29 protein-coding genes are annotated in these 25955 nt (G+C 31.3%); 21 read left to right on the top strand and 8 right to left on the bottom strand.

Annotated features, from left to right (window positions below):
• The first annotated feature begins 222 nt into the window (after positions 1-222).
• The 4 genes from ABJD66_RS08130 (at position 223) to ABJD66_RS08115 (ending at position 2894) form a co-directional block, all read left to right on the top strand.
• On the top strand, positions 223-474 hold the full coding sequence (locus ABJD66_RS08130) for a hypothetical protein (protein WP_348130230.1): 252 nt from the start codon (positions 223-225) through the stop codon (positions 472-474).
• Positions 475-523: 49 nt separating this feature from the next.
• Positions 524-1453: a toxin-antitoxin system YwqK family antitoxin gene (locus ABJD66_RS08125; protein WP_348130227.1), complete on the top strand. Its 930-nt coding sequence runs from the start codon at positions 524-526 to the stop codon at positions 1451-1453.
• A gap of 191 nt (positions 1454-1644) precedes the next feature.
• Positions 1645-2454 (top strand): leucine-rich repeat domain-containing protein, encoded by an 810-nt coding sequence (locus tag ABJD66_RS08120; protein ID WP_348130224.1) that lies wholly within the window; start codon positions 1645-1647, stop codon positions 2452-2454.
• Positions 2455-2537: 83 nt separating this feature from the next.
• Positions 2538-2894, top strand: coding sequence for a DUF2750 domain-containing protein (locus ABJD66_RS08115; RefSeq protein WP_348130221.1), 357 nt, complete (start codon positions 2538-2540; stop codon positions 2892-2894).
• Positions 2895-2920: 26 nt separating this feature from the next.
• Here ABJD66_RS08115 and ABJD66_RS08110 read toward each other — a convergent pair whose 3' ends face one another.
• Positions 2921-3448: a hypothetical protein gene (locus ABJD66_RS08110; RefSeq protein ID WP_348130218.1), complete on the bottom strand. Its 528-nt coding sequence runs from the start codon at positions 3446-3448 to the stop codon at positions 2921-2923.
• A gap of 232 nt (positions 3449-3680) precedes the next feature.
• Here ABJD66_RS08110 and ABJD66_RS08105 point away from each other — a divergent pair, with 232 nt between their 5' ends.
• The 11 genes from ABJD66_RS08105 to ABJD66_RS08055 all read left to right on the top strand — a co-directional run bounded on the left by ABJD66_RS08105 (position 3681) and on the right by ABJD66_RS08055 (position 12426).
• A complete protein-coding gene (locus ABJD66_RS08105; protein ID WP_100894733.1) occupies positions 3681-4391 on the top strand; it encodes a DUF3592 domain-containing protein in 711 nt (236 codons plus the stop codon).
• A 67-nt stretch (positions 4392-4458) separates the two neighbouring features.
• A complete protein-coding gene (locus ABJD66_RS08100; RefSeq protein ID WP_157811093.1) occupies positions 4459-4911 on the top strand; it encodes a hypothetical protein in 453 nt (150 codons plus the stop codon).
• A gap of 13 nt (positions 4912-4924) precedes the next feature.
• Positions 4925-6196, top strand: a complete 1272-nt coding sequence (locus tag ABJD66_RS08095) for a hypothetical protein (RefSeq protein WP_348130214.1) — start codon at positions 4925-4927, stop codon at positions 6194-6196.
• A complete protein-coding gene (locus ABJD66_RS08090; protein ID WP_348130211.1) occupies positions 6196-7935 on the top strand; it encodes a WG repeat-containing protein in 1740 nt (579 codons plus the stop codon). Before ABJD66_RS08095 ends, ABJD66_RS08090 begins: the two co-directional genes overlap by 1 nt.
• A gap of 2 nt (positions 7936-7937) precedes the next feature.
• The gene (locus ABJD66_RS08085) at positions 7938-8786 is read left to right on the top strand and encodes an SH3 domain-containing protein (RefSeq protein WP_348130208.1); all 849 of its coding nucleotides are present in this window, start codon (positions 7938-7940) and stop codon (positions 8784-8786) included.
• A 62-nt stretch (positions 8787-8848) separates the two neighbouring features.
• On the top strand, positions 8849-9553 hold the full coding sequence (locus ABJD66_RS08080) for a hypothetical protein (protein ID WP_348130206.1): 705 nt from the start codon (positions 8849-8851) through the stop codon (positions 9551-9553).
• Between the two features lie 20 nt (positions 9554-9573).
• Positions 9574-10095, top strand: a complete 522-nt coding sequence (locus ABJD66_RS08075; protein WP_348130203.1) for a hypothetical protein — start codon at positions 9574-9576, stop codon at positions 10093-10095.
• A gap of 23 nt (positions 10096-10118) precedes the next feature.
• Positions 10119-10478 carry a hypothetical protein gene (locus ABJD66_RS08070; RefSeq protein WP_348130201.1) on the top strand — a complete coding sequence of 120 codons (360 nt, stop codon included), beginning with the start codon at positions 10119-10121 and terminating at the stop codon, positions 10476-10478.
• 33 nt (positions 10479-10511) lie between these two features.
• A complete protein-coding gene (locus ABJD66_RS08065; protein WP_348130198.1) occupies positions 10512-11216 on the top strand; it encodes a hypothetical protein in 705 nt (234 codons plus the stop codon).
• 15 nt (positions 11217-11231) lie between these two features.
• Positions 11232-11843, top strand: a complete 612-nt coding sequence (locus ABJD66_RS08060; RefSeq protein WP_348130195.1) for a hypothetical protein — start codon at positions 11232-11234, stop codon at positions 11841-11843.
• Positions 11844-11883: 40 nt separating this feature from the next.
• A complete protein-coding gene (locus ABJD66_RS08055) occupies positions 11884-12426 on the top strand; it encodes a DinB family protein (protein WP_348130193.1) in 543 nt (180 codons plus the stop codon).
• A gap of 119 nt (positions 12427-12545) precedes the next feature.
• Here ABJD66_RS08055 and ABJD66_RS08050 read toward each other — a convergent pair whose 3' ends face one another.
• The gene (locus tag ABJD66_RS08050; protein WP_100896810.1) at positions 12546-13292 is read right to left on the bottom strand and encodes a uroporphyrinogen-III synthase; all 747 of its coding nucleotides are present in this window, start codon (positions 13290-13292) and stop codon (positions 12546-12548) included.
• A gap of 5 nt (positions 13293-13297) precedes the next feature.
• Positions 13298-13951: a DUF4271 domain-containing protein gene (locus ABJD66_RS08045; protein ID WP_100894720.1), complete on the bottom strand. Its 654-nt coding sequence runs from the start codon at positions 13949-13951 to the stop codon at positions 13298-13300.
• Between the two features lie 185 nt (positions 13952-14136).
• Here ABJD66_RS08045 and ABJD66_RS08040 point away from each other — a divergent pair, with 185 nt between their 5' ends.
• Genes ABJD66_RS08040 through ABJD66_RS08030 form a run of 3 tightly spaced genes read left to right on the top strand, consistent with a single transcriptional unit; the run spans position 14137 to position 16663 of the window.
• On the top strand, positions 14137-14865 hold the full coding sequence (locus ABJD66_RS08040; protein ID WP_100894719.1) for a polyprenol monophosphomannose synthase: 729 nt from the start codon (positions 14137-14139) through the stop codon (positions 14863-14865).
• Position 14866: 1 nt separating this feature from the next.
• Complete coding sequence (locus tag ABJD66_RS08035) at positions 14867-16201, top strand: dihydroorotase (protein WP_348130188.1); 1335 nt, start codon at positions 14867-14869, stop codon at positions 16199-16201.
• Positions 16202-16237: 36 nt separating this feature from the next.
• A complete protein-coding gene (locus tag ABJD66_RS08030) occupies positions 16238-16663 on the top strand; it encodes a DUF4296 domain-containing protein (RefSeq protein ID WP_348130185.1) in 426 nt (141 codons plus the stop codon).
• Here the strand turns inward: ABJD66_RS08030 and ABJD66_RS08025 are convergent.
• The gene (locus ABJD66_RS08025) at positions 16629-17636 is read right to left on the bottom strand and encodes an NAD-dependent epimerase/dehydratase family protein (RefSeq protein WP_348130182.1); all 1008 of its coding nucleotides are present in this window, start codon (positions 17634-17636) and stop codon (positions 16629-16631) included. The genes ABJD66_RS08030 and ABJD66_RS08025 overlap by 35 nt on opposite strands.
• A 94-nt stretch (positions 17637-17730) precedes the next feature.
• On the opposite strand from ABJD66_RS08025, the gene tyrS reads away from it, so the two are divergent.
• The 3 genes from tyrS to ABJD66_RS08010 all read left to right on the top strand — a co-directional run bounded on the left by tyrS (position 17731) and on the right by ABJD66_RS08010 (position 22955).
• A complete protein-coding gene (gene tyrS / locus ABJD66_RS08020; RefSeq protein ID WP_100894715.1) occupies positions 17731-19026 on the top strand; it encodes a tyrosine--tRNA ligase in 1296 nt (431 codons plus the stop codon).
• A gap of 255 nt (positions 19027-19281) precedes the next feature.
• A complete protein-coding gene (locus ABJD66_RS08015) occupies positions 19282-21654 on the top strand; it encodes a prolyl oligopeptidase family serine peptidase (RefSeq protein ID WP_348130179.1) in 2373 nt (790 codons plus the stop codon).
• 5 nt (positions 21655-21659) lie between these two features.
• Positions 21660-22955, top strand: coding sequence for a hypothetical protein (locus ABJD66_RS08010; protein WP_348130176.1), 1296 nt, complete (start codon positions 21660-21662; stop codon positions 22953-22955).
• Between the two features lie 100 nt (positions 22956-23055).
• On the opposite strand, the gene ABJD66_RS08005 is transcribed toward ABJD66_RS08010, so the two are convergent.
• From ABJD66_RS08005 to aat, 4 genes are all read right to left on the bottom strand, one after another.
• On the bottom strand, positions 23056-23625 hold the full coding sequence (locus ABJD66_RS08005) for an NAD(P)H-dependent oxidoreductase (RefSeq protein WP_348130173.1): 570 nt from the start codon (positions 23623-23625) through the stop codon (positions 23056-23058).
• A gap of 74 nt (positions 23626-23699) precedes the next feature.
• On the bottom strand, positions 23700-24521 hold the full coding sequence (locus ABJD66_RS08000; RefSeq protein WP_348130170.1) for an AraC family transcriptional regulator: 822 nt from the start codon (positions 24519-24521) through the stop codon (positions 23700-23702).
• Positions 24522-24563: 42 nt separating this feature from the next.
• Positions 24564-25304, bottom strand: coding sequence for a GNAT family N-acetyltransferase (locus ABJD66_RS07995; RefSeq protein WP_348130167.1), 741 nt, complete (start codon positions 25302-25304; stop codon positions 24564-24566).
• Positions 25305-25306: 2 nt separating this feature from the next.
• A complete protein-coding gene (gene aat / locus ABJD66_RS07990; RefSeq protein ID WP_348130164.1) occupies positions 25307-25951 on the bottom strand; it encodes a leucyl/phenylalanyl-tRNA--protein transferase in 645 nt (214 codons plus the stop codon).
• Positions 25952-25955 lie beyond the last annotated feature (4 nt).

Here is a 25955-nt window from a genome sequence, read left to right as displayed (position 1 = left end):
TTTATAAAGAAAAAGATAAAACAAAATAAAAAGTTTTGGCTAAGTGCTTAATCGAAAGTTCACTACTTTTAATTCCCGTGCTAATCATAGCCGAGACGTTAGCAAACATTAAAAAATGAAATCGGTACTCTTAATCATAATAATACTATTATTTGCTTGCGAAAATGAAAGTAAAATTAATTTTCGGATTTTGTAGAAGCACAAAAAATTGAAAAAGTAATAATGATTAATAACTCTGGAGAGTTTATACTTTCAACCAAAAAACTTGCTAAATTCAAAGAAGAAATTCCCTCAATGACTTACGTTTCAAATACTTCAACAAAAACAGGAACAATACATATGACTTTATTCATAGACAGTAAGGAATATTATCTAGCAACTAGAACACAAGGAGATTTATTGGAAGTTGATTATAAATTAATTACTAAAAAAAAGTTGGGATTTAAAGATTATGTATTTAAACTAATGGAATAAATTTTGACGATACAAAAAAAAGAATTAATAAAAAACGTTAGCAAACATTATGAAAATAAAAACACTTATAAATTTATATTTAACCATAATTACTTGTTTTCTTACAATAATATCATGCAGTCAGAAAAAGGTTCACTATGAGGATTTATACGAAAATGGTCAATTAAAAGAGACTATGATTACTTATCATAAGGAAAAAATAACCAAAAGAATTCACTACTTCAAAAACAATCAAATATCATTTGTACAGGTTTATAAAAATGATAGTACAATCAATTATGATACATACTATAAAAATGGACAATTAGAGCATTCAGAAAGAAGAATTTATAAGGAAAGGCCAATTGGCAAATTGTTGAAATACCATAAAAACGGACAGTTAGAAAAAATTGGAGAATGGGATTCTAATGGTAAAATTGGAGAGTGGAACGAATATTTTGAAGATGGTAAATTAGCGCGTTTTGGAAACTATAAAGACTATAATAAGATAGGCGAATGGGTTTATTATTATGAAAATGGTCAAGAATGGATCATTGAAAATTATTTAGAAGGAGGAATACAAGACGGAGATTGGAAAAGGTTCTTTGAAGATGGGAAAATAATGTTTACAGGAGAATTTCAATTAGGAAAAAGAATTGGGATGCATACATATTTCTTTCAAGATGGAAGTATCGAAAGTATCTATAATTATAATAACGGGCTATTATCAGGAATTCACAAATCTTATTATCAAAAGAATCAATTAGAAGAAATTGGTGAATATAAAGAAAATGAGAAATCTGGTAAATGGATTTATTATAATGAAGATGGAAGTATCGAGGAAAAAGGTAATTATGAAAATGGACAGAAAAATGGAATTTGGAAAGAATATTATGAAGGAAAACTTGACCAAATTGGTAATTATAAAGATGATAAAAGAACAGGTGAATGGAAATATTACAAAGAGAATGGTAAATTTGATCGCATAGTTAATTATTAAGAAGTTTATAAATACAGGTATTCAAACAAAATAACGTTTGCCAACAAAGTATATAATTTATTGCTGGCTTTTCGCCTACTTACGAAAGTCCTCGCGGACTTTCTATCTGTGATTTATTTGCTAAATTAGTTGCTTAAAAAACGCAACAAACCATATACAACAACGTTAATCAAAATTAGTAAAAACTTTAAATGAATACATCTATTGTTGGAAAAGACCAGATAGCAGATACCTATTACCCTACAATAGAGGAATTGGGTAAAGAGCAGGCTTTTCAGGTGTATGAAGATAAAATATTGGAAACAAACAACATTTTTATCTCCACTTTGGCTATGGACTTTTCTCCAAACACTTCTTTAAAAAGAAGAAAGGAGATTGATGAACAATGGAAAGAAAAACTACCACAACTTAGTCATATAAAAAGACTAGACCTTAGACATAAAGTTGATCAAGATTACTTTAATGCTATATGCAAAATGACGAATTTAGAAGTTTTAAACATTTGGTCTTCTACCGTTACAGATATCAGTTCAATTAAAAAGCTAACAAAACTAAGAGCCTTGTCTTTCAGCAATTTTTCACGGCTGGAAGATGTTTCTCCATTAATTGAATTAAAATCATTAGAGAGTCTTTCAATTCTTGCGTCTTTTAAGGTTTCTAATTATGAATTAATTGGAAAAATGAAATGGTTAAAATCCTTGGAGCTTGGCGGAGACACATTTGCTCCCAAAAATTTAATGCTAAATAGTCTAAAACCTTTTACAGACTTAAGTGAATTAATTGAACTTGATATGTCTTGCGCATCAATAAGAGACAAAAATTACAGGCCAATTTTAAAACTCAAAAAACTAAAAAGACTTGATGCCCATTGGCGAATGAAAAATCAGGAAAGAGAACTCCTGCAAAGTGAGCATCCATCACTACAATCTGGATTCTTTGTTGCTTATGATTTTGTTAAAAATGAATTTAAAAACGGAATTGAGTGGTGGATAGAAAAGTAAAAACTGGTTTTTGCCTGTATAATAGTCCCAATGCGTTAAAATTTAATTTAGTTTTTACTTAAATTACCTTTCAAAAATTAATTATGTCACAATCTGCTTCACAAGCCGCACTATTTTATAAAGATGTAGCATCTTCTGGCAAAGTGTGGACTATAAAAGATAATGGTGGGTTTCCTGCGCCAAAAAACGGAGACGGTATTAGAGCTATGCCATTTTGGTCTAGTAAATCTAGAGCAGAAATAATTATTAAAACGGTTAAAGCATATAAGGATTTTGAGCCCGTAGAACTAGATTTAAATACTTTTTACAACTACTGGCTAAAAATATTAAAGACCCACAAACAACTAGTAGGTATAAACTGGAGCGGAAAAAAAGCTGTTGGGTATGACATTCCGCCAGACCACCTAATTACTTGGATTGATAAAATTAGAGGTACATAAAAATAATTTTGATAAAAACAGAAACACTAAGCTCTCATCATCCTTGTAATTTCTTCTTTAATTTCAGATAGGTTGTCTATTTCTTTTGGTATTGCAACAACATTACCAACTACCCCAGAAACTTTTATTTGTACTGCATTTTTCTTATCCTGTATTGACTTTATTTTATTGGCATAAAATGTTTTATCGTTATGAGCACCAAACTTATTAACACGGCTAAATAAGTATTTTTGTATAAAATTTAGTCCTTCTTTAAACTCTGCACTTGTACCTATAGTTACAGAAGCACTATCTAATCTAACATATTTATACTTTGCTAATTTATACAGCAAATCGTTTACTTGTTTTATTATTAATGAAAAAAGCACCACAAATAACAATACTACTAAAGTTAAGGGTACTACCGGAACCTTTTTGTCACCACTTACTATCAAATAAACAGTAATAGACGCTATTATTACAAGCGTTATTATTGTAGAAATAATAGTGTTCTTTTTGGTTTTGTCTGCTAACTCTTTCAGTTTTTTAGGATCTGTAATTTTATAGGTTTTCATACTCTAATGTATTAAATCTTAGCTAATCTATACTTTTTTATAAGACAAAACTTTTTTATCAACTACAAATATGTAATGTAAGTGTTTACTTATTTTCAAATATATACTAAACCTGTACGAATATAGGTTTGCACATTTAAACTCTTTCACTTAATACTATGTTTGTATTACTAGGCTACAACCAGCCTAAAAAACAATTAATTACACATAAATAACTAAATAAACTACAAAAATGAAAGTAATAAATATTATTAAATACGTATTTGCATTTATAGGAGCCGGAATGTTGGTAGGTGCATTTTTTCTTTACAAAAGCACTAGTGAGTTTATAAAAAATTCTGAGGAGACTGAAGGTGTAGTGGTAGAACTACTAGAATCGCGTTCTAGCAGCTCATCAGACAATTCTATAATGTACAAGCCGTTAGTAGAATTTACAGATGAAACTGGAGCAGAAATTCAGTTTGCATCATCTACAAGTAGCAACCCACCTAGTTACAGTGTTAATGAAAAGGTAGACGTTATTTACAATCCAGAATCTCCTAACAAGGCTAAAATTAAAGGGTTTTTCTCTCTTTGGGGAGGCGCAACTATACTTGGTGGTATAGGTTTAATTTTTGCATTAATTGGTTTTGGTATTATAATAGCTGGCATTAAGAAAAAGAAAATGCACAACCATTTAAAACTACATGGTACTAAAGTAGAGGCAGATTTTCAAAACGTAACTCTAAATACTTCTATTGCTGTTAATGGTAAAAATCCTTTTGTTGTAGTATCACAATGGTTAAACCCAAAAACATCTGAACTACATATTTTTACTAGTGACAATATTTGGTTTGACCCTACAGACTTTATAAAAACAGAAAAAATAGATGTTTTAATAGACCGCGATAATCCTAAAAAGTATGTAGTAGACTTATCATTTTTACCTAAAGTAGCTGGGTAAAAAATTCTTAAAAAAGAACACTGGTAAAATAAGCTTACAAAAAAAATTAATGAATAATGCAACTACTATGAAAAAACTAACCTTACTACTACTTCTTGTTAGCCTATTTGGATACGCACAAGTAGACTATAAAGGACTTGTAAAAAATATAGAAGATATTACAATCGAGACCGATATAGAAACTCACTTTAAAGGCGTACCATTTACTGAAGAATATGGTGAAATTAAATTTAGTGATGAACGTTTTTTACGTTTTTATGGGGTTTTTGTTGATAAAGTAAAAATAAACACCAGCTATGGAGGTAAAAGAATAACTATGCATTTTTTTGACGAAATAACTGATTACAACAAACTTAAAACTAAACTAACAGAATTGTATGGTAATCCATACGTTAACGAACGTAGTAGCTCTACTTATTACGAGTGGAAAACGGAAAGCAAAAGTTTAATGCTTAGAGTTAATACCGAAGAAGGCTTATTTACAGAATTTGATGAACTGGTAGTAACATTATTCCATTAAAAAATTACACGTAATGAAAAACATAATAACAATTCTAATTTTATCAATTTATACCACATTTGTTTCTTGTGATAGCGTTGCTACTCCTAGGTACAACTTTGCAGAAGTTAAATCTAGCTCACAAACAAAGGCGTTAATTGCTAAAATGATATTAGAAAACAAAGATGAGGATATAGACAGCACATCTAGTTATATAGAGCTTAATTTAAAAGGAATGCACTACGCAGACGTTCCTATAAAAAATGCTTTAATTACAGACAATTATACTTTACTTACAACTGATACTGTTAATTTTTCTGCTAAAAAATTACTTGAAGTTTTGGAAGCCGAAAAAGGGCTAACAAACCTAAATAACAGCTATAGTGATGATGTTGAGTTTGAATGGAAAGATGAAATTGAAGCTAAAAAACTGGAAGTTAATTTTGTAAATGGCAAACATTTAGCTGCTTTTGGCAATAAAGATTACGGCAAGTTAACTATTACATACAACCCTGTTTACACTATACCTTTAGCAAAAATACACAGTAAGGTTAAGGTTTTTGATACGGCACCTAAATACGTACTAAATATTAAGTCTTACAACAGTGTTTTTGATATTAGTATAAATGATGTTAGTATTGCCATAGGTACAGACTCAGATTCTTTTAATTTAAACAACTACATTACTGGTCCAAATTCTTCAATAAAATTAACTGCTAAAACAGAAGATAAAACCATAAAAAAAGAACCAAATACGTATTATGAAGATCCTAGTTTTTCAATACAAATTATAGATAACAGTACAAAAGAAGTTGTTAAAACTATAGAAAAAACAAGTATTAGAAATAATGTCCCAGTAAACCTTAAAATAGACTTTAACTCCACATTACCATACTACCCAGAGGCTTGGACAAATGGTACAGATTTAAGAAACAGCAAGGATTTAAAAGAAAAAGTAATTGCATTATACACCAAACTAGGAAATGCCATTTTAACATATGATGAGCAAGCTACTAACGACTTGTTTTATCAAAAAGATTTTGAAGTACAACAGCTAAATTTTGATACTAATTTTGAAACTGCACGTACAAAGTGGGAAGCCTACTTAACCATTTTAATAAATACGTATAAGTACACGTTAGCAAAGGATTTTGATGTTGAATTTAATGCTGATGGCAAATTAATTTACACTTACGCTAAAGACAAATCTGATATGCTCATTTTAACCGGCAAAAATTACGATGATTCTTTTAATCATTTTTTATACCAACCTAAAGGGTCTAACGAGCTAAAAATAATACGATAATGAAAAAAATATTATATATAATTACGGCACTTTTAGCTATTGTTAGTTGTAACAAAATACAACCAAAAAACAAGACAGAGTTAAATGAGTTTATATCTTCTTTAGACAATAAACCGTTAGAGGAAATTAAAGAAGAAGTAAACTCCAATATTAAACAATTTGAGTCTATGGCTAAATTCTTTGATGGCTCGTTTTCTAATGATATTAAAATAATTGATAAAGAGGATGAAAAGTATGAAGAACCTTTTAAAGTAGACACTACAGGGGTACACAAAGCTCTTAATCAGTTTAAAAATGTGACGTTTTCACAAACTTATACCAACTATAAAAGTGATTTGCAATTTATAGGTACTAATAATGATAATGAAGACCCTATAAAGCTTGGCCAAGGTGTTACGCAAACATTCACACCTAAAAAAATATATTACCATAATGGCGAAGTACGCACAGATAGTATTGAAAATTATGGGTTAGATTTTAATTTTAATGAAAGTTGGGGGAAAGCCAAAGCTATAGACAGCATAGATATTTCTTTTAAAGTAGATTATATTAAAGATTATGATGTAGTAGAAATTTCATCAGACAACCCAACAGTAAAATATAAAGGAGGAGAAATTAACTTTGTAAAAGCAGAAGGCAATTACGTTTATTTTACGTTGAGTGATACAATTGCTGCTCCTGTAAAAGTACAAGGTCATAATGAAGAAGGTAAAGTCTTAGACCGCAGCGGCTACTCTAACAACGGCGTATCTCCTGACGATCAAGAAGATATACTTACAGAAATGTTAGGGTTCTTTAAAAAAATACAAAAAAAGTTAAACGATGATGATTTTAAAGATACTCCCGAGCTTCAAGAGTATTTAAAAGACAACCTATCTAACGTAGATTTTTTCAACGATAATGACGGTATTTTTCACAAGGAATACTACTATTATGGCAATGTAAAAAGCATAAAATTATTTTTTAAAAAAGATTCAAAAACCCAAGAAACAACATTTACAGCATACAACCACCAACCAATTAAAGGAAATGATGCACTAATTGCTATGCAAACAGAGGATGCAATTGTTTTTATAAATAATATAGGAGAGCCAAAAATAACAGTACCAGGAGCTGGAGGTTTAGAAAATATTGGAGGTAACTTTTATGAAGATTACAATCACTTTTATCACTTAAATAAAGCTGAAAAAAAATTAGACACACTTTTAGTTTACAGTGTAGAGGCTTTTAGTAATGGCCTTATTGGCATACTACCTGAACAAGAAAGTGACAATTACACACTTGTTACCCAAGATAACAAACCAATAGGCTCTAAATTATACTGGCAAATGAAAGAGGTTGGCAATTTATTATTTGGAATTACTTATGATAACAAATACTACCTGTTAGATGAAAATGCTAACGCCACTCTACTACCTGGTGTACATAATGTCTATAAAACCTTGGCTGATGAAAGAATTATGGTTAGTAATACCAACTCTAAAATAGGATTTATAAATAGCAAAGGTAAGTTGGTAATTCCTTTTAAATATAATGATGCTAAAGACTTTGAAAATGGAATCACTGTAGTAGAATTTAATGACACTTATAAGTTTATTGACACAAATGGAAAAGTATTACTAGATATTAAAGAAGATCATTTGGACTTTTTAACAGAGGACGAAAACAAAAAAAGAATTTATAGTTTTGATTACGGAAAAGTAAAATACAACTACAAAGGAGAATTAATAGAAGAATAAACATGAAAAAAATTGCCTTAACTTTTATACTTTTTATACAAATTATATCTCTTTGTGCTCAAAACAATTTGTTTGTTACTGCTAAAAGTGGTTTAAACGTCAGGGAAAATTCTAGCTTGGATGCTAAAAAAATAGGGAAATTTAATTATGCCGAAAAAGTAGCGGTATTACATAAAACAGACCTATTTTTTGAAGTAACTGACGACGGAAAAAAAATAAAAGGACAATGGTACAAAGTAACCGGTAAGTCTGACAGTAACATAGAGCTTACCGGCTATGTTTTTAGTGGTTTTTTATCCCAGCCAAAACAAAAAGACACGTTTAATTTTCTTCATTATAACGACAATTTTGATTATCCCGTTATAGGAGTCTCAAAAGGAAAATCTTTCTACGGCTTTATTAATAATGAAGAAGGCCGTAACTATTTAAAAGGAGATAGTATTGAAATTGAATGGGAAACTGGTGTTGTTTATATTGCTGGTGACGATGACAGAAAACAACTAGCTGATTTTATTGTTACTACTAAAAAAATTAAAAATGGTAAAATTGCTAACTTTAGAGAGGTATATAAAAAGGAAATAAAATACACTTATACCAATAACTACACGCAAGATTATTTAGATAAGCTTTATCTAGAGGTTGAAAATTATATAGTTAATTCTAAAAATGAATTGATTAAAAAAATAATAGAAGACAAAGAACAGTTAGCTTACAGTATAGAAGATAAAACAGTTAATGGTAAAGAATTAACCGTAATAGGAATTTATAAATCCTTTGAAGGAAGAACAACTACAGTACAGTGGCTGTCTTATTACCCAGAGTTTCCAAAGTTGTATGAGATAGACTTATAAAACTATCACCAATTAAACCGAAGCACTATCACATATTAACGACTCCTAACAATTTTAGTTTTATGAAATATGCAATTGCAATCGTATTTTTTTTAATGTCTCTAAGTTTATTTAGTCAGGATTTTAATGCTATTAAATCTAGAATTGGTTTACTAAAAACTACTTCTACTTTTAAGGTAGACTCTACAGGTGTTTCTAAAATGCAAGTACCTACGTATTATTGTGACACTAATGAATCTGGAAATAATTGGCACGTACAAGATTTAAATAGTGATGGTTTAAAGGACCTTATATTCACTGGACCGTGCCAACCGTATCATCAAACAGCCATATTTTTAAATAGCAAAAAAGGATTTCAGCTTGTGTATGATGCTCCTGGCAAAATACTATCCATAAAAAACACTACAAACGGCACAGAAATAAATAGTTACAATCCTAGCTGCTGTTGCAGCTATTATTCTAGTTTAGTTAAAGTAACCATTAACAATACATCTGTTGTTAAGGAAAGTACAATATCGTTTCATGATAAAACAGTTATTACAGCATCAGACAAATTATATACTAAAACAGTATCCGGAATTTTAAGAAGTACACCAGTAATAAATGATATTATAAAAAAAGATCCTTGTACAGGTGAAGAAATTGTAGGTAACACTATTGGCTCACTAAAAAACGAGTCCGCAATAGTTGTAAACCAAGAAAAAGAATGGCTTTTGGTTTTTATAAAACAAAATGGCTCCTACGCTGTTGGCTGGGTAAAAAAGTAACGCTTATAAAACTATTAGAAATGAAATCACTTAAATTACTTTTATTCTTATTGTTATTTTGCTTGTTTGCCTGCAATAAATCTAACAAAAAAAATACAGGCAATTCCAATGTTGATACAGAGTTAGAACAACAATCTAAAATAGATTCATCAAGCATAGAAATTACAGTAGAACGTGGTGCTTTTCATTATGATAAATTTGTGCTTAAAGACACTTTAATCACTTTTTATCCATCTAAAGAAAATATAGGTGTAGATAACAGTGATTACAATCAAATTTCGGAAAAAGTAATTAGCGTACAGACTAGAAATAACTTAGTAAAAAAGATTCTTAATGATGGTTTTTTCAAATTAAAAAACTTTTATGCTAGCAATACAACTTGCAATAGCCACTTAACAGTTACGGTTAAATATAACGACCAATTAAAAAAAGTAATTTCTGAAGATTTTGATAGAGAATGTCCTGAGCTTTTAAAATTTATAGAACAAGAAGTTATTAAAATGCACAGCAAGAAGTTAAAACGAATTTTATTACCTGGATAAAGCTTAAAAATTACAATTTAAAAATGAAATCAAAATCTAAATACATCATACTTGTAATTGTAATTACGGTTGTATCAGCTTGGTTTCTGCTAAAACCAAATTATTCTTATTACAAAACAGAAATAATAAGAGGCAAAGACTTACAGGTGGTTATTTATGTACAGAACAACTTTAGTCACTTTGGTTTTTCTAGTCAAAACGGTCATAAATTAGCCTACATAGAATTACAAGATTTAAACGGAAATACCTTAGCTAAACAAAGCTCACTTAATAGGTGTGAGGTTCAAATAGAAGAAATAAATCCATTTGTAGAAAACAACAAACTATACTTTACCAAGCTTAGCTATATAAATTTGTTAGATTATAGTTATTATTGTTTTTAATAAAACTTATAGACTAACAAATACTACATTAGAATGAAGATTAGCCTGTTTTTTATAATTTGCTTACTCTCTGTAAAAGGAATTTGTCAAAAAGATACCTTTCTTTTTAAAAATCAAAAAGTTACTATATTTAAAGACAGCGCCTATTATAAAAACACTGAAATATACAATGCCGCTAAAGACCTTAAAGAATTAACCAAACAAGAAAAAACAGATGACTGTGATGTTAACTATCAATTTTACTACAACCCACTTTCTTTAGTTGGTAATTATTACAGTTATGAGTCTGGTGAAACTGGCACCATAGCCTGTGGTCCGCCAGGAAATTCTTTAGAGATACAAACAATAAATTTAAGTAATAGACAACCAGTTTCTATATTAGATATTTTTACAGAAAAAAGCATTCTTAAAGCACTTAAAAATGATACCTGGGTAAAAAAAATAACACAAGAATATAAAATAGATTTAAACGCTATAAATTCTTTTAAAACTTTTTTAGATACTATAAACAACTTAGGTTCTACAAAATTTAGCTCAAACAGTTTTACTCTTTTAAGCTATAATAAACAAAACAAAAATGTATCTGTTAGGTTTGTTGGTATGGAATATATGGGCTTTAATCACTACAAACATTTACAGTTAGGCTTGTTATTAGAACCAAAAAAAGCCTATTTAAAATTATTTAAAAATAAAATTCACTTTACACTAACCGATTATAAAAACGGATTAACAAAGTAGTATTTAATTAAAAAGATGAAACCAATTACAGTTAACTGGAAAATAAATTTGCCCAATGAAAGCCAAATAGAAAAAATGTGGCAAGAGTTGGTTTTTGATGTTATTGATGAAGAATTTGAGTTTATAAACTTATTAAAAGCTAACCTTGGTGGTAATATTTATTTTAAAGGGTTTCGGTTTCAGGAAAATGATATATTTGATTGGTTTTGCTCTCGCGGAAGATTAGATGAAATTGACTTTAACAACAAATTTTTACTTTCTAATAAAGTCCTCAAAACCTTTAGCGACTCTAACAACCCTGACACAACGGTTTTTAAAATTGATACCGCACCAAATTTTAATACTAAAGATGGTTTTGTTATTGATGGCGAACTTGCTGCGCTACTATTTTATGGAGGCGCATACGGCTCCAAGTACAAAAAAGAACCTAAACAGATTAAAGAAAAAGCACAGCTATTTTGCTCTCAGTTATTTTATGAAAAATACAGTTATGATTACGTTAGGTATTACACATCTACCACTGCTTGGAATACATGGTTTATAGACTTTATTATAGATTATACGTATGTAATAATATGTATGGAAACAAGAACAATTTGGGTGTTAGCATATACAGACACCGATTAATTTAGTAACTTGTTATCTACAACAACTAACTTGTTTTAAGATGAAGAAAAGTAAAATTCTAACTTTAGTACTACTAATTTCTTTATGCTCTACTCCGCTTATGGCTCAGGAAAACACGTTTATAAAAGAATACTTAGAGCGTTTAGAAACTTCTAAAAAGTATTTAATTCTTGTGGCAGAAACTATGCCTAAAGACAAATATACTTTTAAAGCAACACCAGAGTCTATGAGTTTTGCAGAGCATTTAATGCATATTTCTTGGGCTATGGATTGGCACAGCAAATCTTTAATGGGCGGTAGAGATGCCAGAAATTGGGAAACAGATACAGAACTAAAAGTAGATAACAAATCTAAAGAAGAAATGATTGCAACAATTAGCAATACATTTGACGTTACTAGTACATTTATCTCTGAGTTTGATATAAAAAAGCTAGATGAAAGATTAGACTATTTTGGTGCTAACAGAACCAAAAGACAAATTTTATTATTACTTACTGACCACATAACACACCACAGAGCTCAAATGCTTGTTTATATGCGCTTAAACGGATTAAAACCTCCAAGGTATGTTCTATATCAATAACAAACATTACGTGCACTAACATTAAGCAAAACAGATTTAAAAATCTATTTTTTTCTCTAAAGTAGTAAAACAAAAAAGCCTCATTAAAAAATGAGGCTTTTGCGTATAACGTATTGTTTTTATTTTTTATTTGCAGTAGTAATGTACTTCTGTAATGCCATTGTCATAGATGGCGTTTCTGGTGTTGGCGCAAGTATGTCTATACGTAAACCAGCATCTGTAGCAGCATTAACTGTTGTATTTCCGTAAACAGCTATTTTAGTATCATTTTGTTCAAAATCTGGGAAATTCTTTAGTAAAGACTCGATACCAGACGGACTAAAGAAAACTAGTATATCGTAATACACATTTCTTAAGTCAGACAAATCACTAATTACTGTTTTATAAAAAATAGCTCTTTTCCATTCTAAACCAAGACCATCCAATGTTTCAGGCACTATTGGCTTTAATACATCTGAAGAAGGTAAAAGAAACTTTTCTGTTTTATACTTTTTTAACAAAGGAGTTAAATCTGCAAACATTCTTTTACCAACATATATTTTACGCTTACGGTAAACTACATACTTTTGAAGATAGTAAGCCACAGCCTCAGACTGGCAAAAGTACTTCATAGAATCTGGCACTTTAAAACGCATTTCTTCTGCAATTCTAAAAAAATGATCTACAGAATTTCTACTCGTAAGAACTATTGCTGTAAAGTTGTTTAAATCTATTTTTTGCTGACGCACTGTTTTTGCATCAACGCCCTCTACATGTATAAACGGTCTAAAATCTACCTTTAACTTCTCCTTTTCAATAAGTCTTGAATAGGGAGAATTCTCCATTTTAGGTTCTGGCTGAGAAACCAAAATCGTTTTTATCTTCATAGACATCAATATTTTAGGTAACTACCTATTATCACAAAAGGTGAAATTTCGAGTGCGCAAAGGTACAAAATAAAATAGAAAAAATTAATTGTTATGAAATTTCGATGAATTCTTAGCAGATTAACCCATCCAATGCACAGTACAACGATAAACAAAACCGCCGCCAAATAAGCAACCAACTCAGAATATGGCGTAATATATGTAAGAAAAATATTAGCCACAAACAACACTAAACCACTGTAATTTTGATAAGAAACTTTATTAAAAACAATGTGTACAATGGCAGATTCGGCGTCAAAAACAAACCCATTTATAAACTGAAGTATCAATTTTAAAGAAATAAATAACGCTAATATTCCAAAAATTAAAAGGTATTTAGTTGGCGTTACTACTTCTCCTATTTTAAAAATAGCAAGTATATAATAAAAAAACAGTGCTACGTTTAACCACAAAAACAAACTCCACAATGCATTAAACCAATTAAATAAAATATGCTTTTTGCTGTGCAAAAAAATATATTTGTTATTAAAAGGTAGTACCACAAAATTTATAAACTTATTGTAAAAAAAGATTTTACTTAAAACCAACACAAAAAGACTAACCACAAATATGGTGGTAACCCAATCTACATTATTAAAAACCCTAGTAATAGATTCCATTATTATTTTTGTCTTCTTTTAAGTGGCACAAAACTACAAATTAATACTTAGACCAACTTTATTTATTAATACGTGTTTAAACACAAAAAAGACGCAATACAGTGGTAAATAAATCATAAAACGTGCTTAAGGTTTTATCACTAAAATTTAAATAGTACTTTTGTAAATTCAATACTAAAAAAAGAATGACAGATAGCTTAGTTATAATTCCTACTTTTAATGAGATAGAAAATATAGAAGCTATTATTAATGCAGTTTTTGCATTAAAAAAGGAATTTCACATTCTTGTTGTAGATGACAACTCGCCAGACGGTACTCCTCAAAAAATAAAAGAATTAATAACACAATTTCCTGGTAAATTATTTTTAGAGGTTCGTAAAGAAAAAGCTGGTTTAGGAACTGCTTACATTCACGGTTTTAAGTGGGCTATTGCTAAAAAATACGATTATATATTTGAGATGGATGCAGATTTTTCTCATTCACCCAAAGACTTAATAAACCTATACAACGCCTGTATTGCTGGCGCAGATTTAGCCATTGGTTCTAGGTATGTAAAAGGTATAAACGTTGTAAACTGGCCTCTTTTTAGAATTTTGCTTTCTTACGGCGCATCGTTTTACGTAAAAATAATAACGGGTATGCGTGTAGACGACCCAACTGCTGGTTTTATATGTTACAAAAGAAAAGTTTTAGAAAATATTAGTTTAGATACAGTACGTTTTATTGGCTATGCTTTTCAAATAGAAATGAAATTTAGAGCACATTTAAAAGGCTTTAAAATACAAGAAGTACCTATTGTTTTTACAGATAGAGTACGCGGAAAATCTAAAATGAGTTCTTCAATTATTGGCGAAGCTGTTTTTGGAGTCATAAAAATGAAATACATAAGCTTGTTTCAAAAAAACAAATTTTAAAATGAAAAAGACACTAATAAAAAACGCTAAAGTTGTAAATGAAGGTACAGTTACTAACTGTGATATTCTTTTAAACGGTAATTATATAGAAAAAATAAGTAGTTCTATTAGTGATGCTAACGCTACTGTTTTAGATGCTAAAGGTAATTATGTTTTACCTGGCATTATAGATGACCAAGTACATTTTAGAGAACCAGGACTTACACACAAAGGTAATATTGCTACAGAAAGTAGGGCTGCCGTTGCCGGTGGTGTAACTACCTTTATGGAGCAACCAAACACAAATCCGCAGACAACAACTATAGAAAAATTAGAGGAAAAATTTGCAGTAGCAAAAGAAAGCTCTTATGCTAACTACTCATTTTTATTTGGTGGCACTAATGATAATTTAGAAGAATTAAAAAAACTAGACAAAAATGCTTGCTCTGGTGTAAAACTATTTTTAGGTTCTTCTACAGGTAATATGCTGGTAGATAATGAAGAGGTTATAGAAAAAATATTTAGCAATACAGAAATGGTAATCTCGGCTCATTGTGAAGATGAGACTACTATTCGCAAAAATATGGCCACCTACAAAGAAAAGTACGGAGACAATATTCCTATAGAATACCACCCAATTATTAGAAGTACAGAGGCGTGTTACTTATCTTCTTCTAAAGCTATTGCATTAGCAGAAAAAACAGGGGCAAGACTACACGTTTTTCACTTATCTACAGGTAAAGAAACTAGCCTTTTTAGAAATGACATACCTTTAAAAGATAAAAAAATTACAGCAGAAGTTTGTGTGCACCACTTATGGTTTTCTGATGAAGACTACAAAGAAAAAGGCACACTTATAAAATGGAATCCTGCTGTTAAAACGGCAGAAGACAGGTCTATGCTTTGGGACGCCCTTTTAGATGACCGCATAGATGTTGTTGCTACAGACCACGCACCACATACTTTTGAAGAAAAAGATAACGTTTACACGAAAGCACCATCTGGCGGACCATTGGTACAGCACGTTTTACCGGCTATGCTAGAGAAAGTTTTAGATGGTACAATTACTATAGAACGTATGGTAGAAAAAATGTGCCACAACCCTGCTATTTTATTTCAGATAGAAAAAAGAGGTTATATCAAAGAAGGATACTTTGCAGATTTAGTTATTGTAGATACCAATACACCTTGGCAAGTAAGTAAATCTAATATTTTGTATAAATGTGGTTGGTCACCGTTTGAAGATTACACATTTAAATCTAAAATTTCTCATACCTTTGTAAATGGTCATTTAGCATATGAAAATGGCGTTGTTTCAGAAGAGAAAAATGCACATAGACTAACGTTTAACAGATAATTAAACGGTTAACGTTACACCATTAACACAAAAAAGATGAAAAAGTTTTTAACGTTACTTTTAGTAATTGCAACTGTAGTTTCTTGTGCTGAGAAAGCTATTAAAAAACCCGATAATCTTATTAGTGAAGAAGAAATGGTAAACATTTTGTACGACTTAGCACTTATTACTGCTGCTAAAAATACCAATTCTAATGTTTTAGTAGAAAACAATGTAAAAACAATGCCGTACATCTACAACAAATATAAAATAGATAGTACTCAGTTTGCAGATAGCGATTTATATTACGCGGCTAACCCAACTGTTTATGAAGGATTTTATAAAGATGTACAAAGCAAACTAGATACTATTAAAAAACGACTAGAACGTAAAAGACAGTTTGAAGCAGATAGTATTGCCGCTAGCAGAAAAAAGAATCCAGAAAAGCTTAAAGTTGCTCCTGCAAAAACAGGGAAGAAGTAGTTTTAATAACCTCATCTAAATCTGTATACGTAAAATCTATTGCTGTTGTGATTTTTGTATTTTCATAAATATCTTGACTCTTTAGACCGTGAACTTGCATTTTAGAGAGTTTTCTACCTCTTCTAGTTAACAAATGTGCTAGCCAATCTAATCTATACAAAATATTTAACTGCCATATTTTTAAGGCTTTATTAGGCTCTGGTTTTCCTAATGCAGTTGCTATTTTACCCAACACCTCTTTAAACGTAGCATTTTTGGCTACAGCAATATAACGCTGGTTTTTTAAGTCAGATTTCATTAACCTAATACACATAACTACAACATCACCAACACCAATAAATCCGCTACCATTTGGTGGGTAGTATTTTAATCCGTCTGCTGTTTTACTAAAAAACTGTCCACTACCAGAGTTCCAATATCCAGGTCCTAAAATAACACCCGGATTAACAATAACAGCATCTAACCCCTCTTGTGTGCCACGCCAAACTTCCATTTCTGCCGCATATTTTGTAATTGCATATACATTTACATCTGCTTCATTCCAATCTGTTTCTTCCGTAACAATAGGAGAGTTTTCATTTTTCCCAATAGTAGCAATAGAGCTTACATAAGCTAGCTTTTCCACACTATTTGCTAAGCAAAAATTTACAATATTAGCTGTACCTGTTGCATTTGTTCGTCTTAACCTAAAATAATCATTGGGGTCAAAAGAAATTAAAGCAGCACAATGATACACGTGTGTAACTCCAATAAAGGCATTCTCTAAAGCAGGTATATCTGTAATATCTGCAACAACCCATTTAATTTTAGCATACAACTCATCTGCATTATCTACATAATAAGAAAATACTTTTTTAACCTTATCTAAGTCGCTACTTGGCCTATGTATAGCCTTTACACTATCTTCTGTTTTTAGTAGCTGCAATAAAAGATGCGCACCTACCAATCCTGTGCCTCCTGTTACCAATATCATAGTTCAAATTTAGGAATTTAATTTACCATAGACTACTGCCAAAGCTCTCTATTTCTTTTATATTTGCATCTACTATTACAAAATATAAAATACAATGGCTTCTAATTTTATCGCAGAATTAAAATGGAGAGGGATGATACACGATGTTATGCCCGACACAGAGGAACACTTACTAGAACAAATGCGTGCTGCTTATGTGGGTATAGACCCAACTGCAGACTCTTTACACATTGGCCACTTGGTTAGTGTAATGATGTTGCGTCATTTTCAACTAGCAGGCCACAAACCTTATGCGTTAATTGGTGGAGCTACAGGTATGATTGGTGATCCGTCTGGCAAATCTGCTGAGCGTAATTTATTAGATGAAAAAACACTTAGACACAACCAAAACGCTATAAAAGACCAGTTATCTCGTTTTTTAGATTTTAAAAGCAACGAAGAAAACGCTGCTGTTTTAGTTAATAATTACGATTGGATGAAAGAGTTTTCTTTTTTAGACTTTATTCGTGATGTTGGTAAGCATATTACCGTTAACTATATGATGGCTAAAGATTCTGTAAAAAAACGTTTAAGTTCTGAAGCCAAAGAAGGAATGTCTTTTACAGAGTTCACATACCAATTAGTACAAGGGTACGATTTTTACCACTTGTTTAAAGAACACAACTGTACATTACAAATGGGTGGTAGTGACCAGTGGGGAAATATTACTACTGGTACAGAAATGATACGTAGAATTGGCAGCGGCAAAGGCTACGCACTTACTTGCCCATTAATAACAAAAGCAGATGGTACTAAGTTTGGAAAAACCGAAGGTGGTAACATTTGGTTAGATGCAGAACGTACTTCTCCTTATAAATTTTACCAATACTGGCTAAACACGTCAGATGAGGATGCAGAAAAATTTATAAAAATCTTTACTTTTTTAACTAAAGAAGAGATTGATGCCTTAATTACAGAACACAAAGAGGCGCCACATATGCGTGCTTTACAGAAAAAATTAGCCGAAGAAATTACCATTAGCGTACACTCTAAACAAGATTTAGACAATGCTATAAAAGCAAGTAATATTTTATTTGGAAAATCTACTTCTGAAGATTTAAAAACACTAGACGAAAAAACTTTTTTAGATATTTTTGAAGGTGTACCACAAGCAGAAGTAACTAAAACCGATATTGAAGAAGGCTTAGATATGATTGGTGCTTTAGCTGCTAAAACTCAATTTTTAGACTCTAATGGTGCTGCGCGTAGAGAACTTAAACAAAATTCTATTTCTGTAAATAAAGAAAAAGTAAAAGAAGATTACGTTATTACAAGCAAAGACCTAATTAACAATAAGTTTGTTTTATTACAACGTGGTAAAAAGAACTATTTTGTATTGGTTGTAAATTAATTTTATAACACTCATAATATTAGTAAGGCTGGTTTTTACCAGCCTTTTTTTATTCCTTTTTTTTAAATTGAGAATCCATTTTTGCTATTTTAGTTTTTACTTAAATTAAGTTTCATATTCCGCAACCATACATTTACAGGCCAAACAGATACTTGGAATATATTATTATGTAATTGGAAATAATGCTAACTTTAGTGCATTAAAAAACTACAGACGCTGACCTAGTCTAAAAATCATCAGAAAGAACCAAAAAAAATGAAAAAGAAGTTCCTTTTTAGCATAAGCATTCTGCTTTGCTCGTTATCAATCTACGCACAAGAAAATAACAAATCGGTTTTAAGCATTAAACAAATTATGCAAGGAGATGCCTTTGTTGGCCACTTACCTTCTGCCCCTAAATGGGCTCAAGACAGTAAAAGCATTTACTTTAATTGGAACACAGAAAATGCATTTAACGACTCATTATATGTGTACAATCTAAACACAACAAAAACAGCCAAAGTAGATTTTGAAACCGAATACAACATACCCTCTTTCCCTACTTTTAATTCTGAACGAACAAAAAAAGTATATGTAAAACGTGGAGACATTTTTTATACTGATGTTGCCACCAACAAAACCATACAAATTACACAGACAGAAGACCGAGAAAGAAATGCTAAATTTATAGAGTACGACAGTAAAATTGCATATCAAAAAGGACAAAATATTTATACTTGGAATACAACAACTGGTGCAACTGTACAAATCACAAATTTTACAGATAAAAAAGATCAAGAAAAACGTTTAAGCGATAAAGACGAGTGGTTACGTAACGACCAACTTGCTCTTTTTAATGTTTTAAAAGAGCGTAAAGCAAAAGAAGATGCTCGTAAAAAGGCAATGAAGCGTTACAAAGAAAAAGAGTTGTTTTCTATATACACAGAAGGCAAATCTATTAGTAGTCAGAGTATTAGTACAGATGGTAGTTATGTAACCTATATTGCCGCTACTTATGCAAATAACAAGCGTACTACAATGCCACACTTTGTAACAGAATCTGGTTATGTAGAAAATGAAAATACTCGCTCTAAGGTTGGCGACAAGCCAAGCAGCTACGAGCTTCATATTTACGATATTAAAAACAAAAAAACGTATCCTGTATCTTTAGATAATTTAGAAGGTTTAGACTATGTACCAGAGTATACTAAAGATTACCCAAACAAAGCCTATAAAAACGACAACAGAATTGGCTACATAGTTGGTCCTATTTGGAGTGCAGATGGCAAAAAAGCCGTTTTAGACATTAGCTCTAACGATTATAAAGACCGTTGGATAGTTCTTTTAAACCTTGCTGATGGTACTGTTACAAATTTAGACCACCAGCACGATAAAGCTTGGATTGCCGGCCCAGGAATTGGTTGGGGCAATTTAGGTTGGTTACCAGATGACAATAGTATTTGGTACCAGTCTGAAAAAACGGGATATTCTCATTTGTACAGCACTAATGTGTTAACCAAAAAAACAAAAGCACTTACCTCTGGTAATTTTGAAATTTATGAACCAACCATATCTATAGACAAAAAACGTTGGTATTTTACGGCTAATAAAAATCATCCTGGAGACAGACAATTTTATACAATGCCATTAAAAGGCGGTAAATTAACTCAGTTAACTACAATGGTTGGTAATAACGAGGTTACTTTATCTCCAGATGAACGCCAAATGGCTATTTTATACTCATACAGCAATAAACCAACAGAATTATATTTACAGCCTAACCCAATAAAAAATAGAGCTAAAACAGCTCCAAAACAAATAACAAACTCACTTACCCCTAACTTTAAAAAATACAACTGGAAAGATCCTGAAGTAATTACTTTTAATGCAGAAGATGGTGCAGAGGTTTACGCAAGGTTATATCAACCTAAAACAACAACAAAAAATAAAGCTGCCATAATTTTTGTACACGGAGCTGGTTATTTACAAAATGCTCATAAATGGTGGAGCTCTTACTACAGAGAGTATATGTTTCATAACCTATTGGTAGATAACGGGTATACTGTTTTAGATATAGATTACAGAGGCAGCGCTGGTTATGGCAGCAAATGGCGCACAGGCATTTACCGTCATATGGGAGGCAAAGATCTATCGGACCAAGTGGATGGCGCAAAATTACTTGTAGAAAAATACGGGATTGACAAAGATAAAGTTGGAATCTACGGTGGTTCTTATGGTGGCTTTATTACGCTAATGGGAATGTTTAATGCTCCAGACACTTTTAAAGCTGGTGCTGCAATACGTTCGGTTGGTGATTGGGCTGCTTACAACCACGGTTATACTGCACGTATTTTAAATACCCCTGTTACAGATAGTATTGCTTACAGAAGAAGTTCTCCTATTTATTTTGCAGATGGTTTAAAGGGAGACTTATTAATTCTACACGGTATGGTAGATGACAATGTGCACTTTCAAGATATGGTACGTTTATCTCAGCGCTTAATAGAGTTAGAAAAAAAGAATTGGGAAATGGCCGTATATCCTGTAGAGCGTCACGGTTTTGTAGAACCAAGTAGCTGGACAGATGAATATACACGTATTTTTAATTTGTTTAATGAGAGTCTTTTAAACATTACCACTAAAGAATAACACCTATGAAAAATAAAATAGCAGCCTTATTTGCTGTAATAGCATTAGGATCTTGTAGTAAACCACCAGAAAAACCTAAAATGAATGCTTTAGCAGAAGATTATGTAAAACTGGTTTTAGAAGTAGGACAATATAATAGTGATTTTGTTGATGCTTATTACGGTCCAGAAGAATGGAAACCAACCTCAGCTAAATTAGATACTATACCAGCTTCAGATTTTATTGCCAGAGCCAACACATTAATAGAAAACGCTAATTTAGTAGATACAACTGCTTTTTCTAGTATTGAAACCGCAAGACATACGATGTTTAAAAAGCAACTAATTGCTGTAAAAACTAAGTTAGAGATGCTGGCAGGCAAAACCTATAGTTTTGATGAAGAAGCTAAACTTTTGTATGATGCAGAACCACCGCATTTTACAGAAGAACACTTTAACAAACTTATTGCCGCACTTGAAGAAGAGTTACCTGGGGATGAAGATTTAGCCACTAGATATACCGCTTTTGAACAGCAATTTATAATACCAAAAGATAAGTTAGATACTGTTTTTAGAGTAGCTATAACAGAAGCAAGAAAAAGAACAAACCACCATTTTAAATTACCGCAGAATGAAGATTTTGTTTTAGAATATGTAAACGATAAAAGCTGGTCTGGTTACAATTACTACCAAGGAAAAAGTAAAAGTTTAATACAGATAAATACAGATTTTCCAATTTTTATTCAGCGTGCAATAGACTTAGCTTGCCACGAGGGTTACCCTGGTCACCATGTATTTAACGCGCTATTAGAACAAAATTTAGTTGATGCCAAAGGATGGAAAGAATTTTCGGTATATCCATTATTTTCTCCGCAGTCTTTAATTGCAGAAGGTAGTGCAAACTATGGTATAGACGTAGCTTTCCCTGGGGATGAACGTGTTGCTTTTGAAAAAGAAGTACTTTTCCCTATTGCAGGTTTAGATGCTAGCAAGGCAGATAAATACTATAAAATTCTAGGGTTAATTGGCAAATTAAATTACGCAGGTAATGAAGCTGCAAGAAAATATTTAAACGGAGAAATCTCTAGAGAAGAAGCTGCTAAATGGCTAGAAAAATATTTGTTTTACGCGCCAGACAGAGCATTGCAACGCACACGTTTTATAGACCAATACCGTAGCTATGTTATAAACTATAATTTAGGTAAAGACCTAGTTGCAGATTATGTAAAAGCAAAAGGTGGTACTGTGGACCAACCAGAAAAACGTTGGGCTGTTTTTAAAGAGTTGCTAAGTAACCCACACACAGCAAGTAGTTTAAAGTAGTTGACATTTTAGTGAAAATTGCACTAGACAATTAGTGTATTAAAAAAAAAGCGAATCCCAGAACATCGGGATTCGCAAATAGATCATATTTTTATCAATTTTAAAATATTGATTTGATTTCCTTTGCCCACTGCTCAATAATTTCAGCATCTACTCTATCCGCTTGGTCAAAAAATAAATGGTGTTTAACCTCTAAACCACAATAGGTATAAATTCCCTTATCCGACGTAAGCTTAAGAGCTCTATCCATTCCTATATCGTTATACTCTTGTCGTGATTTTCCGTGTGTATTAATAATTATGGCTTGCTTACCCGCAAGTAAGCCTTTTTGAATTCCTTTATCATACTTATAGGCGAAACCATAGCTAAAAACACGGTCAATGTAACCTTTCATAATAGCGGGTAAACCAGTCCACCAAATTGGATAGATGAAAGTAATACTATCTGCCCAAGCAATGTAATTCTGCTCTGCTTTTACATCCTCATAAACTTTTCCTTTTCTTTGTCCTTCTATATCTTCTAAAGAAAGTACAGGATTAAAATTAAGTTGATACAAATTCCTAACTTTTATTTCGTGTCTTTGTTGGTTTAGTGTATCAAAAACTATTTTTTTTAGGTATCCATTCAAACTTTGTTCATTTGGATGAGCGTAAATGATTAAATGTTTCATTTTTCTACTTTTTTAAAATGCTTTAGAGCAAAAGTAGAATGTTGCTTTCTATTAAAATTGTAAGAAAACGAAAATCAGTTTACTGGATTACATATATCTTGTTGAAATTTTAGATATTCTGTGGGACTAATATTAATGTAATATTTAAAGTCGTTAATTAGTTGACTTTGGTCATAGTAACCACAATCATTTATAATAGTAAACCAATCTTCTTTTGAAATCTTTGAAGCACTCTTGCCAATGTATTCAATCGCCTTTAAAAAACGTTGGTAACGGTTAATTTCTTTAGCAGAATACCCAAAGTACTTTTTTTGTTTAATTTGAATATTTCTTTCTGTTTGGTTATTCTGGCTAGCAACAGACTTAATGGGGTTTAAGTTTTTTTTAGTGAATTTTAATAATTGTTCAGCAACTTTATCACGCTCCTTTATATAAAATGAGCAAAATTCAAGAATGTAATTTACTTGCTGGTTTACATCAACAATTTTATTTAGTTTATACCACATTGCAGTAAAGCAATTTTCATTTAATAATTCATCTGGGTTAACGGGTAAGTTTTTAGCAAGTAAAGAATTTCCAAAAAAACGATAAAACGCATCGTCTTTGAAATTAGCAACCAAAATTTTTGTGTTTGGAGGTAAAGAATAATCAAATGCCTTCCGTATTGTTCCCAAAACAATACACCTCTCTATTTCTATATGTGAATTGTTTTTAGAATTAAGTATTGCACTTGCGCCAAAATTGAAAATTAAAATAGTTTGGTATGATGGCAATAAGGTTTTTGTTATGGTTTTATTAGATTTATTTTCGGCAAAATAGAAATGAGAAAATATTTCTTTATAATCTGCTGGAACAGCTATTCTGAAACTATCATATTTTTCACCGTTTTGTTCCATTACTTTTTCTATCGTCTTGTTGCCAACGTTTTCGTATAACCGTCAGTTACGGTTTATATGTGTTAATTTTCGGATAATCATAAAACTACCATAATCTACTAAATCAATCGGAAATCTTTTAACTTTTTCCGTTACTATTTTTTGTCCATTTTTTGTCAATTCCACTTGCCAATCACCTGAAACTGGGAAAATAATCGGTTTTGTCAAAGTCTCATTGTCCTCTGCGAAATTCAAGTCCCAATTCCATTTTGGCTTTTCTCTGACCGCTTGATAAGGTTCACAATTCCACAAGCTGATTTTTGTTTCAGATTCTGCTTTTTCAGTCGACTTTAAAGTCTCAACGAGTGGTTTGAACATATTAATTCTTGAATTATGTGGTAAATCAGGGAAATTTTCAAATCCAATTTTTTTCCAAAAAGGCTCTGAATTTTCAGGCGAACAAAATAGCTCACAAACTAAAATACCTTTTTGTCCAAAGTATTCTAAAGTATCACTAATTAATTTTCTTGCAATTCCTTTTTTCCTTTCAGTTGGTTTTGTTTCGGCTATATCGATTACTGCTCGAAATTCATAGATTCTATAGACTGTAAATCCGATTGCAAAATCATTTTCGGTTATTACAGCTACATTATTTTTCGCAAACTCGCCTTCAATTACCTTCCAATTACAATAAAATCCGCTATTCGTTATATTCGATTCTTTGATCAACCAATTTTTTATATCAGCAAGATGTTTTCCGGAAGGATGAAAGTTTGTTTTTAGCACGGTTTCAAAATTAAGCACAACTATTTTATAAACTCCATAAAATAATCCCTATCTATTTCTCTAGCGCCTAAACTCTCTAAATGCTGGGTGTAGACTTGGCAATCTATAAGTTTGTAATTGTTAGTTTGCATTTCTTGTACCATTGTTATAAAACCATATTTAGATGCATTGCTAACATCACTAAACATACTTTCTCCACAAAACACGGTACCTAAATCTATGCCGTACAAACCACCTACCAGTTGATTATCTAACCAAACCTCATAAGAGTGTGCAAAGCCTTTTTTATGCAATTCTATATATGCGTTTTGCATATTTTGGGTAATCCACGTGCCTGGCTGCCCGTCTCTTGGTACAGTAGCACAACGGTGAATTACTTCTTCAAATTTTTTATTTTTTGTAACAGTAAAAGCCTCATCGCGTAAAAGCTTACGCATACTTTTAGAAACTTTTAATTCTTGCGGAAACAATACCATTCTTGGATCTGGACTCCACCAAAGTGGCAATCTATCATCATCAAACCAAGGAAAAATTCCGCTTTTATAGGCAAGTTGTAATCGTTCTACAGATAAATCTCCTCCAGCCGCTAACAAACCTTCTTCATTAGCTGTATGTACTGGAGGAAACTCTAACTTATCTGTTAAATAACATATAGGATTCACCATTTAA

Origin of the sequence: Cellulophaga sp., assembly GCF_039943695.1 — a bacterium.
Lineage (GTDB): Bacteria > Bacteroidota > Bacteroidia > Flavobacteriales > Flavobacteriaceae > Cellulophaga.
Note: the sequence above shows the minus strand (reverse complement) of the source record. Positions and strands in the feature narration are given on the sequence as shown.

Bases quoted from the DNA above. Each gene is read 5' to 3' on its own strand.
- ABJD66_RS08070 (WP_348130201.1), top strand. From the start codon at position 10,119: ATGAAATCAAAATCTAAATACATCATACTTGTAATTGTAATTACGGTT.
- ABJD66_RS08025 (WP_348130182.1), bottom strand. From the start codon at position 17,636: ATGATATTGGTAACAGGAGGCACAGGATTGGTAGGTGCGCATCTTTTA.
- ABJD66_RS08005 (WP_348130173.1), bottom strand. From the start codon at position 23,625: ATGAAACATTTAATCATTTACGCTCATCCAAATGAACAAAGTTTGAAT.
- ABJD66_RS08055 (WP_348130193.1), top strand. From the start codon at position 11,884: ATGAAGAAAAGTAAAATTCTAACTTTAGTACTACTAATTTCTTTATGC.
- aat (WP_348130164.1), bottom strand. From the start codon at position 25,951: ATGGTGAATCCTATATGTTATTTAACAGATAAGTTAGAGTTTCCTCCA.
- ABJD66_RS08075 (WP_348130203.1), top strand. From the start codon at position 9,574: ATGAAATCACTTAAATTACTTTTATTCTTATTGTTATTTTGCTTGTTT.
- ABJD66_RS08115 (WP_348130221.1), top strand. From the start codon at position 2,538: ATGTCACAATCTGCTTCACAAGCCGCACTATTTTATAAAGATGTAGCA.
- ABJD66_RS08000 (WP_348130170.1), bottom strand. From the start codon at position 24,521: ATGGAACAAAACGGTGAAAAATATGATAGTTTCAGAATAGCTGTTCCA.
- ABJD66_RS08080 (WP_348130206.1), top strand. From the start codon at position 8,849: ATGAAATATGCAATTGCAATCGTATTTTTTTTAATGTCTCTAAGTTTA.
- ABJD66_RS08035 (WP_348130188.1), top strand. From the start codon at position 14,867: ATGAAAAAGACACTAATAAAAAACGCTAAAGTTGTAAATGAAGGTACA.
- ABJD66_RS08125 (WP_348130227.1), top strand. From the start codon at position 524: ATGAAAATAAAAACACTTATAAATTTATATTTAACCATAATTACTTGT.
- tyrS (WP_100894715.1), top strand. From the start codon at position 17,731: ATGGCTTCTAATTTTATCGCAGAATTAAAATGGAGAGGGATGATACAC.
- ABJD66_RS08050 (WP_100896810.1), bottom strand. From the start codon at position 13,292: ATGAAGATAAAAACGATTTTGGTTTCTCAGCCAGAACCTAAAATGGAG.
- ABJD66_RS08120 (WP_348130224.1), top strand. From the start codon at position 1,645: ATGAATACATCTATTGTTGGAAAAGACCAGATAGCAGATACCTATTAC.
- ABJD66_RS08130 (WP_348130230.1), top strand. From the start codon at position 223: ATGATTAATAACTCTGGAGAGTTTATACTTTCAACCAAAAAACTTGCT.
- ABJD66_RS08110 (WP_348130218.1), bottom strand. From the start codon at position 3,448: ATGAAAACCTATAAAATTACAGATCCTAAAAAACTGAAAGAGTTAGCA.
- ABJD66_RS08105 (WP_100894733.1), top strand. From the start codon at position 3,681: ATGAAAGTAATAAATATTATTAAATACGTATTTGCATTTATAGGAGCC.
- ABJD66_RS08045 (WP_100894720.1), bottom strand. From the start codon at position 13,951: ATGGAATCTATTACTAGGGTTTTTAATAATGTAGATTGGGTTACCACC.
- ABJD66_RS08095 (WP_348130214.1), top strand. From the start codon at position 4,925: ATGAAAAACATAATAACAATTCTAATTTTATCAATTTATACCACATTT.
- ABJD66_RS08060 (WP_348130195.1), top strand. From the start codon at position 11,232: ATGAAACCAATTACAGTTAACTGGAAAATAAATTTGCCCAATGAAAGC.
- ABJD66_RS08090 (WP_348130211.1), top strand. From the start codon at position 6,196: ATGAAAAAAATATTATATATAATTACGGCACTTTTAGCTATTGTTAGT.
- ABJD66_RS08085 (WP_348130208.1), top strand. From the start codon at position 7,938: ATGAAAAAAATTGCCTTAACTTTTATACTTTTTATACAAATTATATCT.
- ABJD66_RS08040 (WP_100894719.1), top strand. From the start codon at position 14,137: ATGACAGATAGCTTAGTTATAATTCCTACTTTTAATGAGATAGAAAAT.
- ABJD66_RS08010 (WP_348130176.1), top strand. From the start codon at position 21,660: ATGAAAAATAAAATAGCAGCCTTATTTGCTGTAATAGCATTAGGATCT.
- ABJD66_RS08065 (WP_348130198.1), top strand. From the start codon at position 10,512: ATGAAGATTAGCCTGTTTTTTATAATTTGCTTACTCTCTGTAAAAGGA.
- ABJD66_RS08015 (WP_348130179.1), top strand. From the start codon at position 19,282: ATGAAAAAGAAGTTCCTTTTTAGCATAAGCATTCTGCTTTGCTCGTTA.
- ABJD66_RS08030 (WP_348130185.1), top strand. From the start codon at position 16,238: ATGAAAAAGTTTTTAACGTTACTTTTAGTAATTGCAACTGTAGTTTCT.
- ABJD66_RS08100 (WP_157811093.1), top strand. From the start codon at position 4,459: ATGAAAAAACTAACCTTACTACTACTTCTTGTTAGCCTATTTGGATAC.